Annotated in this window: 13 protein-coding genes; 4 read left to right on the top strand and 9 right to left on the bottom strand. The window is 75.5% G+C overall.

What is annotated here, in order from left to right; genetic code table 11:
* Positions 1-60: 60 nt before the first annotated feature.
* The 6 genes from NPS70_RS07265 to NPS70_RS07240 all read right to left on the bottom strand — a co-directional run bounded on the left by NPS70_RS07265 (position 61) and on the right by NPS70_RS07240 (position 5,520).
* Positions 61-666: a DJ-1/PfpI family protein gene (locus NPS70_RS07265; RefSeq protein WP_256523226.1), complete on the bottom strand. Its 606-nt coding sequence runs from the start codon at positions 664-666 to the stop codon at positions 61-63.
* Positions 663-1,634: a GlxA family transcriptional regulator gene (locus NPS70_RS07260; RefSeq protein WP_256523225.1), complete on the bottom strand. Its 972-nt coding sequence runs from the start codon at positions 1,632-1,634 to the stop codon at positions 663-665. Before NPS70_RS07260 ends, NPS70_RS07265 begins: the two co-directional genes overlap by 4 nt.
* A gap of 99 nt (positions 1,635-1,733) precedes the next feature.
* Entirely contained in the window at positions 1,734-2,699 is a 966-nt protein-coding gene (locus tag NPS70_RS07255) for a cation diffusion facilitator family transporter (RefSeq protein ID WP_256523224.1), read from the bottom strand.
* Positions 2,700-2,767: 68 nt separating this feature from the next.
* Positions 2,768-3,640 (bottom strand): acyl-CoA thioesterase II, encoded by an 873-nt coding sequence (gene tesB, locus NPS70_RS07250; RefSeq protein ID WP_256523223.1) that lies wholly within the window; start codon positions 3,638-3,640, stop codon positions 2,768-2,770.
* A 9-nt stretch (positions 3,641-3,649) separates the two neighbouring features.
* Entirely contained in the window at positions 3,650-4,807 is a 1,158-nt protein-coding gene (locus tag NPS70_RS07245) for an acyl-CoA dehydrogenase family protein (RefSeq protein ID WP_256523222.1), read from the bottom strand.
* 155 nt (positions 4,808-4,962) lie between these two features.
* Entirely contained in the window at positions 4,963-5,520 is a 558-nt protein-coding gene (locus NPS70_RS07240) for a TetR/AcrR family transcriptional regulator (RefSeq protein ID WP_256523221.1), read from the bottom strand.
* A 145-nt stretch (positions 5,521-5,665) separates the two neighbouring features.
* On the opposite strand from NPS70_RS07240, the gene NPS70_RS07235 reads away from it, so the two are divergent.
* Positions 5,666-6,271: a DUF2867 domain-containing protein gene (locus NPS70_RS07235; protein ID WP_256523220.1), complete on the top strand. Its 606-nt coding sequence runs from the start codon at positions 5,666-5,668 to the stop codon at positions 6,269-6,271.
* Positions 6,272-6,345: 74 nt separating this feature from the next.
* On the opposite strand, the gene NPS70_RS07230 is transcribed toward NPS70_RS07235, so the two are convergent.
* Positions 6,346-6,837: a hypothetical protein gene (locus tag NPS70_RS07230; protein WP_256523218.1), complete on the bottom strand. Its 492-nt coding sequence runs from the start codon at positions 6,835-6,837 to the stop codon at positions 6,346-6,348.
* 184 nt (positions 6,838-7,021) lie between these two features.
* A complete protein-coding gene (locus tag NPS70_RS07225) occupies positions 7,022-8,440 on the bottom strand; it encodes a PucR family transcriptional regulator (protein WP_256523216.1) in 1,419 nt (472 codons plus the stop codon).
* Positions 8,441-8,703: 263 nt separating this feature from the next.
* On the opposite strand from NPS70_RS07225, the gene speB reads away from it, so the two are divergent.
* Positions 8,704-9,675 (top strand): agmatinase, encoded by a 972-nt coding sequence (gene speB / locus NPS70_RS07220; RefSeq protein ID WP_256523214.1) that lies wholly within the window; start codon positions 8,704-8,706, stop codon positions 9,673-9,675.
* The gene (locus tag NPS70_RS07215; RefSeq protein ID WP_256523213.1) at positions 9,672-11,354 is read left to right on the top strand and encodes a thiamine pyrophosphate-binding protein; all 1,683 of its coding nucleotides are present in this window, start codon (positions 9,672-9,674) and stop codon (positions 11,352-11,354) included. The genes speB and NPS70_RS07215 overlap by 4 nt, the downstream gene beginning before the upstream one ends.
* A 118-nt stretch (positions 11,355-11,472) precedes the next feature.
* Here the strand turns inward: NPS70_RS07215 and NPS70_RS07210 are convergent, their stop codons facing one another.
* Positions 11,473-11,883 carry a DUF4259 domain-containing protein gene (locus tag NPS70_RS07210; RefSeq protein WP_256523212.1) on the bottom strand — a complete coding sequence of 137 codons (411 nt, stop codon included), beginning with the start codon at positions 11,881-11,883 and terminating at the stop codon, positions 11,473-11,475.
* Between the two features lie 290 nt (positions 11,884-12,173).
* Between NPS70_RS07210 and NPS70_RS07205 the strand changes: the two genes are divergently transcribed.
* Positions 12,174-15,941 carry an ABC transporter ATP-binding protein gene (locus NPS70_RS07205; protein WP_256523211.1) on the top strand — a complete coding sequence of 1,256 codons (3,768 nt, stop codon included), beginning with the start codon at positions 12,174-12,176 and terminating at the stop codon, positions 15,939-15,941.
* Positions 15,942-16,128 lie beyond the last annotated feature (187 nt).

Genomic DNA, 16,128 nt, shown 5'->3' with positions numbered 1-16,128 from the left:
CTCCCCGCGGGTGCGGGGGTGTGCGCCGCGCTCGTGGGGGCTGCGCGGCGCGCCGCCGCCTCAGGCGGCGCCGGGCTCGTCCGCCAGGTAGGGCGGAGCGGGCTCGTACTGGATGTAGCGGCGCACGGCCCGCGCGTGGTCGCGGCCGTGGAGCCGGCCGACGAGCCAGAGGGCCATGTCGATCCCCGCGGAGACGCCCTGACTGGTGACCAGGTCGCCGTCGACCACGTACCGGGCGTCGCGCACCACGGTGACCTCGCCCCGGTCCTGGAGGGCGTCCTCGAAGCCGTGGTGGGTCGCCACCCGGCGGCCGCGGGCCGGGCCGGCCTCGTGCAGCAGCAGCGCCCCGGTGCAGACGCCGGTGGTCCAGGCGGCGCGGTCGGCGGTGCTGCGGATCCAGTCGGTGAGCCGGGTGTTGGCCACCTCGCGGCGGGTCCCGTTGCCCCCGGGGACCAGCAGGACGTCCAGCGGGGGGTGGTCGCCGAAGGTGTGGTCCGGCAGGACCCGCATCCCCTTGTTGCAGCGGACGGGGCCGGGGTGCTCGGCGACGAGCACCGCGCTGTCGGCGTGGTCGCGCAGCATGGAGGAGGCGGTGAACACCTCCCACGGCCCGACGAAGTCGAGTTCCTCGGCTCCGTCGAAGACCAGCAGGCCGTATGCGGTCATGTGTACTCCCTGGTGGATCGGAATCGTCGGCGGTAGTCGGACGGGGCGACGCCCAGGCGCCGGTGGAACGCGCGGCGCAGCGTCTCGGTGGTGCCGAACCCGTACCGGCGGGCGATGGTCTCGACGGGGCGGTCGCTCTCGGCGAGCGCCCGTTTGGCGGCCTCCACGCGCACGGTCTCGACGTAGGCCGCGGGCGGGGTGCCGAGTTCGGCCGTGAACCTGCGCTGGAGGTGGCGGGGGCTGAGCCCGGCGTGCGCCGCCAGGTCCGCGATGCCGTGCCGGGCACCGGGATCGGCGTGGATCGCGGCGACCGCGGCGCGCAGCGGGTCGCCGGCCGGCTGGTCCGACCACAGCGCCACGCTGAACTGGGACTGGTTGCCCGGCCGGCGCAGGAACATCACCAGTTCCTGCGCGACCGCGTGGGCCACCTCCCGCCCCTGGTCGTCCTCGACCAGGGCGAGGGCGAGGTCCATCCCCGCCGTCACCCCGGCCGACGTCCACACCGGGCCGTCCCGGAGGAAGATCGGATCGCAGTCGACGGCGAGGTCGGGGTACTCCCGCGCGAGCTGCTCCTCGCGTGCCCAGTGGGTGGTCACCCTGCGCCCCCGGAGCAGTCCGGCGGCGGCCAGCAGGAACACGCCGCTGCACACCGAGGCGACCCGCCGTGCGCAGGCCCCCGCCCGGGCGATCCAGTCCGTCAGCTCCGGATCGAGGCGGGCCAGGTCGACACCGCCGCCGCCGGCCACGACCACCGTGTCGATCCCGGCGGGATCCAGGTCGGCCACGCCGTGGGCGGCGTGCACGGGGACGCCGCTGCCGGACCGCACCGGGCCCGGCAGCGGGGCCGCGATCGAGCAGGAGTACCCGCCCGTGAGACCCGCGGCGTGCTGGAAGACCTCGTAGGGGCCGAAGAGGTCGAGGGACTGGAAGCCGTCGAAGACGACGAAGACGATGCGGCGCTGTTCCACCCCTCCACCCTGCGAGCCGCCCCCGGATGGCGTCAACGACGGGCATCCCACACTTCGCGCCATCGAGGGCCCGTCCGCCCCGGCGCGGTCCTCTGCCGCTCAGCCCCCGCGGCCGGCCCCCGGGCCGGTGCCCGCCTCCCCGCCCAGCCCGGGTGTCGGGTCGAGGTAGACCCGGCGGATCGCCGGGTACCGCTCCCGCAGCTGCTCCTCCGCCTCCTCGCAGGCCCATTCCACCTGCCGGGCGCTGGAGGCGTCGCGGAAGTCGACCTTCGCCGCGACGAGCACCTCCCGGGGCCCCTGGACGAGCGTGGTCAGCTCCAGCACGTCCACGATGTGGGGCACGGAGAGGATCTCCTCGCGCACCCCTGCCCGCAGGTACGGCGGCAGCGGGCGTCCGATGAGCAGGCGGGCGTTGGCGGCGCCGAGGACCCATGCCACGTACACCAGGAGGGCGCCGATGAGGATCGAGGCCACCCCGTCCCAGACGCCCGAGCCGGTCAGCTGCCCGCCCAGCAGCCCTCCCGCCGCGAGCAGCAGCCCGGCGAGGGCGGCCGAGTCCTCCAGCACCACGGCCTTCACCGCGGTGTCCGGGGTGCGCCGCAGGTACCGGCCGAAGCCCAGCGACAGCAGCCGCGCCTCCGCCCGCGCCTGGCGCAGCCCGGTGCGCAGCGAGAGGGACTCCAGGACGAAGGCCACGGCGAGCACGGCGTAGGAGAGCAGCGGGTCGCCGGGCTCCGCGCCGTGGGCGAGGGCGCGGATGCCGTCGTAGACCGAGAAGACCGCTCCGCCGACGAAGGTGGCCACCGCCGCCAGCAGGGCCCAGATGTAGCGCTCGGGGCCGTGGCCCAGCGGGTGCTCCTCGTCGGCGGGCCTGTCCGCGCGGGTGACCGCGACGAGCAGCATCAGCTCCGTGACGGTGTCCGCCAGCGAGTGGGCGGCCTCCGAGAGCATCGCGCTGGAGCCGCCGAGGAGGCCGGCGACCGCCTTGGCCACGGCGATGCCGAGGTTGGCGAGCGCCGCGACGATCACGGTGGCTGCGCTCTCGGGCCGCTGCGGGTCGTCCATGGCCCGGACGCTATGCCGGATCCGCCGCGGGGTGGGGGACCCGGCCGCGGGCCGGGTCCCGCCGGGGCCTACCGGGGGACGCGGACCACGCCCTCCTGGATCACCGAGATCGCCAGCCGCCCGTCCCGGGTCCAGATCCGGGCCTGGCCCAGCCCCCGCCCGCCCGAGGCGGAGGGCGACTCCTGGTCGTAGAGCAGCCACTCGTCCGCGCGGAACGGCCGGTGGAACCACATCGCGTGGTCCAGCGAGGCGCCCACCACGTCGCCGACCGCCCAGCCGCCGCGCCCGTGGGCCAGCAGCACCGAGTCGAGCAGCGTCATGTCCGAGACGTACGTGGCCAGGCAGACGTGCAGCAGCGGGTCGTCCGCCAGCGTGCCGTTGGCCCGGAACCACACCTGGGAGCGCGGCTCGCGCGGGCTGCCGGCGGTGCCGTACGGGGGCTCGTCCACGTACCGCAGGTCCACCGCAGCCCGGGCCTCCAGCAGGCGGTCGACCACCTTCGGGTCCACGAAGCGGTCCGCGTACCGCGGGAGCATCTGCTCGGCCGTCGGCAGCGACTCCGGGTCCGGGGCGTCCGGCACGGCCGCCTGGTGCTCCAGCCCCTCCTCCTGCGTCTGGAAGGACGCCGAGAGATGGAAGATCGGCTGCCCGTGCTGGACGGCCACCACCCGGCGGGTGGTGAAGGAACGTCCGTCGCGGATCCGGTCCACGGAGTAGACGATCGGCGCGCCCGGGTCCCCCATGCGCAGGAAGTACGAGTGGAGGGAGTGGGCGGTGCGGTCCTCGGGCACGGTCCGCCCCGCCGCGACCAGGGCCTGGGCCGCCACCTGCCCGCCGAAGACCCGGGGGACGACGGCGGAGCGGGAGCGGCCGCGGAAGATGTTCTGCTCGATCTGCTCCAGGTCGAGCAGATCGAGCAGCTCGTCGAGCGCTCGGGTCACGGGTGCGACCTACAGGCCCATGTCCTTGGCGATGATCATCTTCATGACCTCGCTGGTGCCGCCGTAGATGCGGTTGACCCGGTTGTCCGCGTACAGGCGGGCGATCGGGTACTCGTTCATGAACCCGTAGCCGCCGTGCAGCTGGAGGCAGCGGTCGATGACCCGGTGTGCGACCTCGGTGCAGAACAGCTTGGCGGAGGCGGCCTCCGCGGCGGTCAGCTCGCCCGCGTCCAGGGCCTCCAGGGCGCGGTCGGCGACGGCCTCGGCCGCGTCCACCTCGGCCTGGCAGGCGGCCAGCTCGAACTTGGTGTTCTGGAAGGAGGCCACCGTCTTGCCGAAGACCGTGCGGTCCTGCACGTACTCCTTGGCGAAGCGGACGGCGGCCTTGGCCTGGGCGTAGGAGCCGAAGGCGATGCCCCACCGCTCGGAGGGCAGGTTCAGGCCGAGGTAGTGGAAGCCCTTGTTCTCCTCGCCGAGCAGGTCCTCCACGGGGACCTTGACGTCGACGAAGGCGAGCTCGGCGGTGTCGGAGGTGCGCAGGCCCAGCTTGTCCAGCTTCCGGCCGACCGAGTAGCCCTCGGCCTTGGTGTCGACGGCGAAGAGCGAGATGCCGTGGCGGCGGTCCTCGGCGGTCGGCGCGGCGGTGCGGGCGCACACGATCACGCGGTCGGCGTGGACGCCGCCGGTGATGAAGGTCTTGGCGCCGTTGAGGACGTAGTGGGTGCCGTCCTCGGAGAGCCTGGCGGTGGTCTTCATGCCCGCGAGGTCGGAGCCGGTGCCGGGCTCGGTCATCGCCAGCGCCCACATCTCCTCGCCGGAGACGAACTTCGGCAGGTAGCGCTTCTTCTGCTCCTCGGTGGCGAGCATCTTGATGTAGGGCAGGGCGAGCAGCACGTGCACGCCGGAGCCGCCGAACTGGACGCCCGCGCGGGCGGTCTCCTCGTAGAGGACCGCCTCGAACTTGTGCGTCTCCAGACCGGCGCCGCCGAACTCCTCGGGCACGTTGATGCCGAAGATGCCCAGTTCGCCGAGCTTGTGGTAGAAGTCGCGCGGGGCCTGGCCCGCGGCGAACCACTCGTCGTAGACGGGGACGACCTCGGCCTCGATGAAGGCGCGGATAGTGTCCCGGAACGCCTCGTGGTCCTCGGTGAAAACGGTACGGCGCACGGTCGACGCCTCCTTCACGGTGCCGGTGCGGGATGTCCCCGACGCATGTCTAAGCGCTTGCTCAGGTTAAGTTACCGGGCGGTTGTTGAAACTGTCCAGAGTGACGCGCCGCACGCCTCGCGGCGGCGGGTCCCGGCGGCCCGGGCGCCGCCCCGTCACCGCAGCAGCCAGCGCGCGGCCAGTTCCATGACCTCCGCCCGGCTGCGCCCGCCGTGGTCCACGTCGAGCAGGGGGGCGGCGACCCTCAGGGAGAAGGCCGCCAGGCTCCGCACCTCCACCTCGTCCTCGTCGGCGCAGATCGGCCGGTAGAGGGAGCGCAGGAACTCCATCCGCCGTTCGTCCACGCGGCGCAGCCGCTCGGCGACCGCGTCGTCCCGGCGGGCCCAGTCGCGGACCGCGAGTTCGACGTCCGGAGGGTCCGGGGGTCCCTGGGCGGGCGCGGTGAGGGCGAACAGGTGCCCCAGCCGCTGGCGCGGGTCGCCCCCGGCCTCCTCCACCCGCTCGATGATCGCGTCGGTCGCCTCCCTCTCCCAGGTGTCCAGCATCTCGGCGAGGAGGGCGTCCCGGTTGCGGAAGTAGCCGTAGAAGCCGCCCTTGGTCACGCCGAGGCCCTGGGCGAGCACCTCGACGCGGACCGCTCCCGGCCCTCCCGACGCGAGTGCCCGCAGCCCTTCCTCGACCCACGCCTCGCGAGCCGTGCGCGGCGCCGCCATGGCCGCTCCCTCCGTGTCCGTGGTGCCGGTCCGCGCCTGCCGCCCCGGCGGGTGTGCCGCCCCGGTGGCGGGCTCCCGTCTATACGGTGCCGTACGGACGGTGCTAGCGTCTATTTATACGGCACCGTATAGACAGGAGTCCGTGATGAGGCTTCCCGCGTCCGCACACACCCGGCCCTGGCGCATCCGTGAGATCGCCCCCGACTTCCGGGTGGAGGACGTCTGGTCCCTCGACACTCCCGGCGGCCCCGACGACCTGCGCCTCCTCGTGGAGCAGTTCGCCGCGGGCGGCTCCGGCCGCGGCGGCCGCCGCGGGAGGGAGGGGCTGGTGCTCCGCGCCCTGTTCGCGGTGCGCGCGGGGCTCGGCCGCCTGCTGCGCTGGGACACGCCCGAGGCCGGGCCGGGGGCCCGGGTCCGCTCGCTGCGGCAGCGGCTCCCCGAGGACCTGCGCAGTGGCGAACGCGGCCCGGACATCGGCGGCGCGATCTCCTTCGGCTCCCTCTACCTCACCCGCGACGAGTGGGCGGCCGAGAACGCCAACCGCACCGTCCACGCCGTGCTGCACCTCGGCTGGGTCCCGGACGGCCGCGGCGGCCACCGCGGCGAGCTGACGGTCCTGGCGAAGCCCAACGGCCCGCTCGGCCGCTGCTACATGGCCGCCATCAAGCCCTTCCGGTACGCCCTCGTCTACCCGGCCCTGCTGAGGACCGTCGAGCGCGAGTGGCGGGCGCGGGAGCACCTGCGCGGGTAGGGGTGCGGCCGCGCTCCGGGCCGGGGCCCCGAGGGCGGCGGGCGCCCCGTCGTCCGCGGCCCCCGTGCCCCGTCTCAGCCGGGCGGCACGGCGGGCGGGCCGCCGGAGGGCTGCGCGTCCCCCGCGTCGTAGGCCGCCAGGGCGGCCTGGCGCAGCCGGAGCAGGGCGGCGAGGTCGTCGGTGGACGGGTGCGGCCGGGAGAGTGCCAGCGTCGCCGCGTCCTCCACCGCCCCCCAGGCGCCGCGCGCCCGCTTGTTGGCCAGACGGCGGACGTCGCCGCGCAGGAACCCGGCGCCCGCCGCGAACCCGGCCGAGGCCAGGGCGATCAGTGCCGCCGGGACGCGGGCGGCCGGGGAGGAGAGTCCCGCGGCCCCCGCGGTTCCGGCCAGCAGCGCGGCGGGGAAGCCGAGCAGGAGGTGCACGGCGTTCCACCGTTCGGCCCGGCGGTGCGCCAGGCGCCGCTGGTGCACCGCCTCCTGCCGTAACCGCCCGATCTCCGCCCTGAGGTGGTCAGGGACCGGTTCGGGGCCGCCCGGGGTCGTGGTGCCGCGCTGGGGAGAGGTCATGAGGCATTGCAACATGGTCTGAGCACACGGGAGTTGGCGTTCTCCGACAGGGTTCCCGGCCCTCGGTGGCGGGCCGTCGGCGGAACCGCGGCGGGCGCCCCGGCTCCGGCAGCCGGTGGCGGCGCCCGCCAGGGGACCGGAGCCGCGGCACCGCGCCGCTGCGGACCGAACGCCCCCGCCCGCCTCACCGCTGCCGCAGCGCGAACCAGAGCTCCATGCGCACGTCCACGTCGTCCAGGTCCGCGCCCAGCAGGGAGGCGCAGCGGGCGATGCGCTGGCGGACGGTGTTGCGGTGGACGCCGAGGGCGGTCGCGGTCCGGTCCCAGCCGCCGTGCACGGACAGCCAGGTGCGCAGCGTCTCCACCAGGGCGGGGGCGTCCGCCAGCGGTGCGAGGAGCGCGCGGGCGGACTCGGGTGTGAGCGGACCCGGCTCGCGGTGCCGGACCAGCCCGCTCCGGGTCGCCGCCGCGCGGCGCAGGGCGCGGTCCGCCTGGGCGTCCGCCTCCCGGAGGGCCTCCGGTGCGGCGGGGGCGCTCGCGCCCAGCGTCCACCCCGGACGCGCCGAGGGCTCGCGGCCGCCGGGGAGCAGGAGGCGTACGGTGCCGTCGTCCTCCAGGGACAGGAGCGTGGTGCCGAGTGCCGCGCCCAGGGCGGCCGCCGCGAAGGGCGTGGTGTCCGCGGAGCGGGCGTGCACCACCGTCCACGGTCCGCCCCCGAGCAGCGGCGCGGCCGACTCCGGGGCGGCGCCGAGCAGGAGCCGGACCAGCGCCCCCGAGCGCGCGGAGACGTCGGTGTCCAGGAGCGGGGCGGTCAGCAGGGAGAGCAGGACCGCGGCGACCCCGGCGATGGTGTGGTCGCCCGCCTCCCGGGCCGGTGTGGCCACCGCGAGGACCAGACCGCGGCCGCCGCCGAGCGGGTACGCCGAGACGTGGTCGCCGCCGGCCCGGTCGGTCGCCGAGGCGGGCCCCTGCCCCGGCCCGCCGACCACGCGGGCCAGCCGGGCCAGGGAGGCCGCCGCGGCCCCCGAGGGCTCGGGCCCCGCCGCGTGGACCGCGGCGCCCTCCGCGTCGAGCAGCACGGCAGTGCCCTGGACGTACCGGGCCAGCCGGCGCAGCACGGCGGGTACCGGGGCGGGCCGGGCCGCCGCCGCGGCCAGACCCTGCTGGGCCCGGGCCACCCGCTGTAGCTCGTGGTGGCGGGCCTCGGCCATCAGGCCCCACACCGCCCGCGCCACCGCCGTGAACGGGGTACTCGGGGGCACCTCCAGCAGCGGCAGGCCGCGGCGGTCGCAGGCCGCCACGAGGGCGGCGGGCACGGTGTCGTGGACCGGAGTCACCCCGAAGCCGAGCGCGGCGGCCCCCGCCTCCACGATCCGGGCCACGTAGTGGTCCGCGTCGTCGAGCAGCACGCCGGCGCTGAGCAGCAGTTCGCCGCCGAGGAGGTAGGGGAAGGGGTCGGCCATCTCCGAGGTGTGCACCATCCGGATCGCCGCGCCGTGCGAGGGGTCCGGCCCGGCCAGCCGGCGCAGGCCGAGCTCCCGGTCCGCGAGTAGCGTGGCCAGCGGGACCGGGGGAGTGGGCGGGGGTGCACCGGCCTCGGACATGGATGTTTCCTCCATCGCGGAAGCCCTCGATGGAGGAAACGTACACTTCATCAGGGCGCTCCGGCCACCTACCGTCGGTGCCCGGCGCACGAGCGCGGCCCCGCCCCCACCGGGGCGGACGGAGGGAGCACCGCCCCGGCCGGCCGCCGCGCAGCGCCAGAGTCAGCACACAGGCACCCTGTCGCCGGAAGCCTCCCGATCACCTGGCGAAACGGATCGAGGGCACGGTCCGGCGGGGCGCAGGAACGTAAGGAAGCCACCAGATGAGCAGCACCGAGCAGCCGCGCGGCCCGATCGACTCCTCCCGCATCCCGCGGTACGCCGGGCCCGCCACCTTCGCCCGGCTTCCCCGCCTCGACGAGGTCGGGAGCGCCGACGTCGCCGTCGTGGGCGTGCCCTTCGACTCCGGCGTCTCCTACCGCCCCGGCGCCCGCTTCGGCGGCAACGCCATCCGCGAGGCCTCCCGGCTGCTGCGCCCCTACAACCCGGCGCAGGACGCCTCCCCCTTCGCGCTCGCCCAGGTCGCCGACGCGGGCGACATCGCGGCCAACCCGTTCAACATCAACGAGGCCGTCGAGACCGTCGAGGCCGCGGCGGACGACCTGCTGGCCACCGGCGCCCGGATGATGACCCTCGGCGGCGACCACACCATCGCCCTGCCGCTGCTGCGCTCCGTCGCCAAGAAGCACGGGCCCGTCGCCCTGCTCCACTTCGACGCCCACCTCGACACCTGGGACACCTACTTCGGCGCCGAGTACACCCACGGCACCCCGTTCCGCCGGGCCGTGGAGGAGGGCATCCTCGACACCTCCGCCCTCTCCCACGTCGGCACCCGCGGCCCGCTCTACGGCAAGCAGGACCTCACCGACGACGAGAAGATGGGCTTCGGCATCGTCACCTCCGCCGACGTCTACCGCCGCGGCGCCGACGAGGTCGCCGACCAGCTCCGCCAGCGCATCGGCGACCGGCCGCTGTACATCTCCATCGACATCGACTGCCTCGACCCGGCGCACGCCCCCGGCACCGGCACCCCCGAGGCCGGCGGCATGACCTCGCGCGAGCTCCTGGAGATCCTGCGCGGTCTCGCCTCCTGCAACCTGGTCTCCGCCGACGTCGTCGAGGTGGCGCCCGCCTACGACCACGCCGAGATCACCGCCGTCGCCGCCTCGCACACCGCCTACGAGCTGACCACCATCATGGCCCGCCAGATCGCCGGGGCCGGGACGGCGCGGTGACGCACGACCACGACCCGGTCCTGCGCCCCACCCCGGTGCAGACGGCGGCGGCCCTCGCGCCGCCGCCGGGCCGGATCGGCGGGGACCTCGTGGTCGAGACCCTGGCGGGGCTCGGGGCCACCACGGTCTTCGGGCTCCCCGGCCAGCACGCGCTGGGGATGTTCGACGCCCTGCGCCGCTCCTCGCTGCGCTACGTGGGCCTGCGCACCGAGAGCAGCGCGGGCTTCGCCGCCGACGCCTACGGCCGGATCACCGGCGAGGCGGCCCCGCTGCTGCTCTCCACCGGGCCCGGTGCCCTGATGTCGCTGGCCGCGCTGCAGGAGGCGGCGGCCGCCTCCGCGCCCGTGCTGGCCGTCGGCAGCCAGGTGCCGGTGGCCGGACTCGGCGGAGGCCGCCACGGCTACCTGCACGAACTCCGCGACCAGCAGGCGTCGTTCCGCGAGATCGTCAAGTCCGTGCACACGGTGCGCACCGCCTCCCAGATCCCGTCCGCGATCGCGGCGGCCTGGCAGTCGGCCCTCAGCGCACCCCACGGACCGGTGTGGGTCGAGATCCCCCAGGACGTGCTGCTCGCGGAGACGATCCTGCCGCAGGTCACCGCCCCCGACGCCACGCCCGGGCCGCTGCCCCCGCGCCCGGAGCTGACCGCCGTCGCCGCCGACCTGCTGACGCACGCACGGCGCCCCGTGATCGTCGCGGGCGGCGGGGTGGTGCGCTCCGACGCCTCCGGCAAGCTCCGCGCGCTCGCCGAGAAGCTGGACGCGCCGGTGGTGACCACCTTCGGCGGCAAGGGGGCCTTCCCCTGGGACCACCCCCTGTCGCTGCGGTCCTGGCTGGAGGACCGGCACACCACCGACTTCCTGGAGTCGGCGGACGTCCTGCTCGTGGTCGGCTCCGGGCTCGGCGAACTGTCCTCGAACTACCACACCTTCGCCCCCCGCGGCCGGGTGGTGCAGATCGAGGCCGACCTCGGGAAGCTGGAGTCCAACCACCCGGGCATCGGCATCCACGCGGACGCCCGCCTGGCCCTCCAGGCGCTGCTGGAGACGGCCGGCGAGCGGCGGGACCCGGCCGCCGCCGCCTCGGTGCGCGCGCTCCTCGACGCCGTGCGCGCCCGGATCGACGCGCAGGACCTCGCCCTGGAGCAGCAGGTGCTCGACGCCGTGCGCGAGGCGCTGCCCGACGACGCGCCCGGCTTCTGGGACATGACGATCCTCGCCTACTGGGCCTGGTCCGCCTTCGACGCCCGGCGGCCCAACACCATGCACTCCGCGCAGGGCGCGGGCGGTCTGGGCTACGCCTTCCCGGCCGCCCTCGGCGCGGCCGCCGCGGACCCCACCCGCCCGGTGCTCGCCGTCTCCGGGGACGGCGGGGCCATGTACGGGCTGGCGGAACTGGCCACGGCCCGCCAGTACGGCCTCCCCGTCACCTGGCTGATCGTGGACGACGGCGGCTACGGCATCCTGCGCGAGTACATGACGGACGCCTTCGGAACGGCGACGGGCACCGAACTGGCCCGGCCCGACTTCGTCGCCCTGGCCGAGTCCTTCGGCGTGCCCGCGGTGCGCACGAGCCCGGAGGCGCTGGCCGGGGACCTCGCCGCGGCGCTCGCCGCGCCCGGGCCCTCGGTGGTCGTCCTCCCGGCCGTCCTGCGGATGTTCGCCCCGACGCACCTCTGACGGGCGGCCCGGGCCCACCCCCACAGGCGCCGGGCCGGGGGCGGCTCTCGGCCGCCGCCCCCGCGGGGCAGCCGCGGGCGTCACCCGGGCGGGCGCTCCGCGGGCGTCCGCCCACCCGTCAGCCCCGAGCCGCGACCAGCACCGCGCGGAGCCGGGCTATGCCCTCGCGCCATTCCTCCCCCTCGCCTCCCTCGTCCCACAGCGCCGCCAGCTCCGAATCCCCGCCCACCAGCCGGTCCAGGGCGCGCACGGCGAGGGGGCGCAGCTCCCGCGGCAGCGGCGGCAGCGGCTCGTCCGGCCCGTAGGCCGTGGTCACCGGCACGCCGCCCGGGCACTGCGCGGCGACGAGCGCCGCCGCGGCGACCGCCCGGGCGGCGTTGTCTCCCTCCAGGTACTCCCCGCTGTCCGCGGTGCTCCGCAGCACCTCGGACAGGACCCCCGCGCGCTCCTCCCCGGCGGCGCCGTCCAGCCGGATCGAGAAGTCGGCCGCGGTGTCGTTGTCGAAGTGCCCGATGTCCCAGGTGCCCATGGTGATCCCCCGTCGCGTGCTGCGGTGATGACGTCCCCCAGTCTGGTGGGGCCCACTGACATCGCGGCCGCGGCCGGGCCCGGGGGCGCCCGACCGCCCGCGGTCCGCCCCGCCCCCGGGCCCCGAGGCCCCCGTCCCCGGTCCTGCTCCCCGCGCCCGAGGGCGCTCGGCCGAAGGACCGGGATCCACGGCGGAGGGATGAAATCCGCTTTCATGGGTGTTGCAGCCTTCCGGAAGATCAGGACCGAGGAGCGGTCCCGGAGGAGTCCGGGACCGACGGGGAGGCCCACGTGGCGACGGCGTCGGAGCAGGACCAGGGGTGGGCGCGGCGGCTCGCCGGATACGCGTGGCGTTACCGGCGGAACGTGGTGCTCGCGCTGGGCTCCTCGCTCGGCGGCATGGCGGTCATGGCCCTGGTGCCGCTGATCACCAAGGTCGTCATCGACGACGTGATCGGCGGGGGCACGCGCTCGCTCGCGGTGTGGACGGGCCTGCTGGTCGCCGCCGCCGTGGTGATCTACGTCCTGACCTACATCCGCCGCTACTACGGCGGCCGCCTCGCCCTCGACGTCCAGCACGACCTGCGCACCGAGATGTACGGGACGATCACCCGGCTCGACGGGCGGCGGCAGGACGAGCTGTCCACCGGGCAGGTCGTCGGGCGGGCCACCAGCGACCTCCAGCTGATCCAGGGCCTGCTCTTCATGCTGCCGATGACCATCGGCAACTTCCTCCTCTTCGCCATCTCGCTGGCGATCATGGCCTGGCTCTCGCTGCCGCTGACCCTGGTGGCCGTGGCCGTGGCCCCCGCGCTGTGGGCGATCGCCCGGCGCAGCCGCACCCGGCTGCACCCGGCCACCTGGTACGCCCAGAACAAGGCCGCGGCCGTCGCCGGGGTGGTCGACGGCGCGGTCAGCGGCGTCCGCGTCGTCAAGGGCTTCGGGCAGGAGGAGCAGGAGACCGGCAAACTGCGCGAGGCGAGCCGCGAGCTGTTCGCGGGCCGCCTGCGCACCATCCGGCTGAACGCGAGGTACACCCCCGCCCTCCAGGCCGTGCCCGCCCTCGGCCAGGTCGCCATGCTCGCGCTCGGCGGCTGGCTGGCCACCCGGGGCGAGATCACGCTCGGCACCTTCGTCGCCTTCTCCACCTACCTCGCGCAGCTCGTCGGCCCGGTGCGGATGCTCGCCGTGGTGCTCACCGTCGGCCAGCAGGCGCGCGCCGGCGTCGAGCGGGTCCTGGAGCTGATCGACACCGAGCCGACGATGCGCGAGGGCACCAGGGAGCTGCCGGCAGGCGCCCCGGCGAGCGTCGAGTTCGACGGGGTGGGCTTCGCCTACGCCGACGGCACGCCCGTGCTCGACGGCTTCTCGCTGCGGATCGCACCCGGTGAGACCGTCGCCGTGGTCGGCGCCTCCGGGAGCGGGAAGTCGACCCTCTCGCTGCTGCTGCCCCGCTTCTACGACGCGACGCACGGCGCCGTCCTGGTCGGCGGCCACGACGTGCGCGAGCTGACCTTCGACTCCCTGCGCGCCGCGATCGGCCTGGTCCCCGAGGACAGCTTCCTCTTCTCCGACACCGTCCGCGCCAACATCGCCTACGGCCGCCCCGGCGCGAGCGACGCCGAGGTGGAGGCCGCCGCCCGCGCCGCCCAGGCCGACCGCTTCATCGCCGAACTCCCGGAGGGCTACGACACCACGGTCGGGGAGCACGGACTGACCCTCTCCGGCGGCCAGCGCCAGCGCGTGGCCCTCGCCCGGGCGATCCTCGCCGACCCCCGGCTGCTGCTCCTGGACGACGCCACCTCCGCGGTCGACGCCCGGGTCGAGCACGAGATCCACGAGGCGCTGCGGCAGGTCATGGCCGGACGCACCACCCTGCTGATAGCCCACCGCCGCTCCACGCTCGCCCTCGCCGACCGCATCGCCGTCCTCGACCGCGGCCGCCTGGCCGACCTCGGCACCCACGAGGAGCTGGAGCGGCGCTCACCCCTCTACCGCAGGCTGCTGACCGACCCCGACGAGCTGGGTGCCGTCTCCCCGGGCCACACGCCGGACCGCGGCCGCCCGGAGCCGGAGGAGGACGTCACGGTCCGTGCCGAGCTGGAGGCCGAGTTCGACGCGGAGCGCGGCGTCACCCCGCATCTGTGGGTCCGCGAGGAGGATCCCGCCGCCGCGGCCGGCGCCGGGACGGAGCCCGGGGCCACCCCCGAGCTCCTGGCGCAGGTGGCCGCCCTGCCCGCCGCCGAGGACACCCCGGACATCGACGAGGCACGGGCCGTCCGCCCCGAACCGGCCGAGCGCCGGGCGGGCGAGGGCGGCCGGCTGCGCGCCCTGCTCCGGGGCTTCGGCGCCCCGCTGCTGGTGAGCCTGGCCCTGGTGGCGGTGGACGCGGGCATGGGCCTGCTGCTGCCCGTGCTGATCCGGCACGGCATCGACGAGGGCGTGGAGCGGGCGGCGCTCGGGGCCGTGTGGGCGGCGGCGCTGCTGGGCCTGGTGACGGTGCTGGTGCAGTGGGCCGCCCAGATCGGCGAGACCCGGATGACCGGTCGCACCGGCGAACGGGTCCTCTACTCCCTGCGGCTGAAGATCTTCTCCCAGCTCCAGCGGCTGGGGCTGGACTACTACGAGCGCGAGCTCACCGGCCGGATCATGACCCGGATGACCACCGACGTGGACGCGCTGTCCACCTTCCTGCAGACGGGCCTGGTCACCGCCTTCGTCTCGGTGGTCACCTTCCTCGGGATCATGGTGGCCCTGCTGGTGATCGACGTGCAGCTGGCGCTGGTCGTCTTCGCGACGCTCCCGGTGCTGGTGGTCGGCACCTACGTGTTCCGCCGCCAGAGCGTGAAGGCCTACGAGCTGGCCCGCGAGCGCATCAGCGTGGTCAACGCCGACCTCCAGGAGTCCGTGTCCGGGCTGCGCATCGTGCAGGCCTTCGGCCGGGAGGCGGACGGGCTGGCCCGCTTCACCGCCCGCAGCGAGCACTACCGCAGCGCCCGGGTCCGCGGGCAGTGGCTCATCTCGGTGTACTTCCCCTTCGTCCAGCTGCTCTCCTCCGTCGCCGCCGCGTCGGTGCTGATCGTCGGCGCGGGCCGCATCGAGGCGGGCACCCTGACCGCCGGCGCGCTCGTCGCCTACCTGCTGTACATCGAGCTGTTCTTCGCCCCGGTGCAGCAGCTCTCCCAGGTCTTCGACGGCTACCAGCAGGCCGCCGTGTCGCTCGGACGGGTGCAGGAGCTGCTGCGCGAGCCGACCTCGACGGCCCCCGCCGACCACCCCCGCGAGGTGCGCGCCCTGCGCGGCGACATCGCCTTCGAGGGCGTGTCCTTCGCCTACGGGGCCGGGGACGGCGGGGAGCGGGCCCTCACGGGCATCGACCTGCGCATCCCGGCCGGTCAGACGGTGGCCTTCGTCGGCGAGACCGGCGCGGGCAAGTCGACGCTGGTCAAGCTGGTCGCCCGGTTCTACGACCCCACCTCGGGCCGGGTGACGGCCGACGGTTCGGACCTGCGGGACCTGGACCTGACCGCCTACCGGCACCGGCTCGGCGTGGTCCCGCAGGAGGCGTACCTGTTCGCCGGGACGGTGCGCGACGCGATCGCCTACGGCCGTTCGGGCGCGAGCGACGCCGAGGTGGAGGCGGCCGCCCGGGCGGTCGGCGCCCACGAGATGATCGCCACCCTGGACGGCGGCTACCTCCACCGGGTGTCCGAGCGCGGACGCAACCTCTCCGCGGGGCAGCGCCAGCTGATCGCGCTGGCCCGGGCCGAACTGGTGGACCCGGACGTGCTGCTGCTGGACGAGGCGACGGCCGCGCTGGACCTGGCCACCGAGGCCCAGGTGAACCAGGCCACGGACCGGCTCGCCGGACGGCGCACCACACTGGTGGTCGCCCACCGGCTCACCACGGCGGCCCGCGCCGACCGGGTGGTGGTGATGGACCGCGGACGCGTCGCCGAGGACGGCACCCACGACGAACTGCTGGCGAGCGGGGGCCGCTACGCCGCCCTCTGGCGGACCTTCGCCGGCATAGGGGAGGACGAGCCCGTCACCGTGTGACGGGCGGGCGGTGTTCCCGCCCTTGGCGCCCGCGTCCGGGCAACCGGCCGGCCTCCCGCTGCGTCGTATGCGGAAAGGGGGCCGTGACGGCCGGGACCGGGGTGACGACCGGGACGGGCGGGACCGCCTCCGGGCGGACCGACCGGCGGCGAGGACGGACCAGGGGGAGACGATCGTGGTGGACGGC

Origin of the sequence: Streptomyces sp. C10-9-1, from assembly GCF_024497955.1 — a bacterium.
GTDB lineage: Bacteria > Actinomycetota > Actinomycetes > Streptomycetales > Streptomycetaceae > Streptomyces > Streptomyces sanyensis.
The sequence above is the reverse complement of the archived record's forward strand: the minus strand, read 5'-3'. Positions and strand labels throughout refer to the sequence as shown.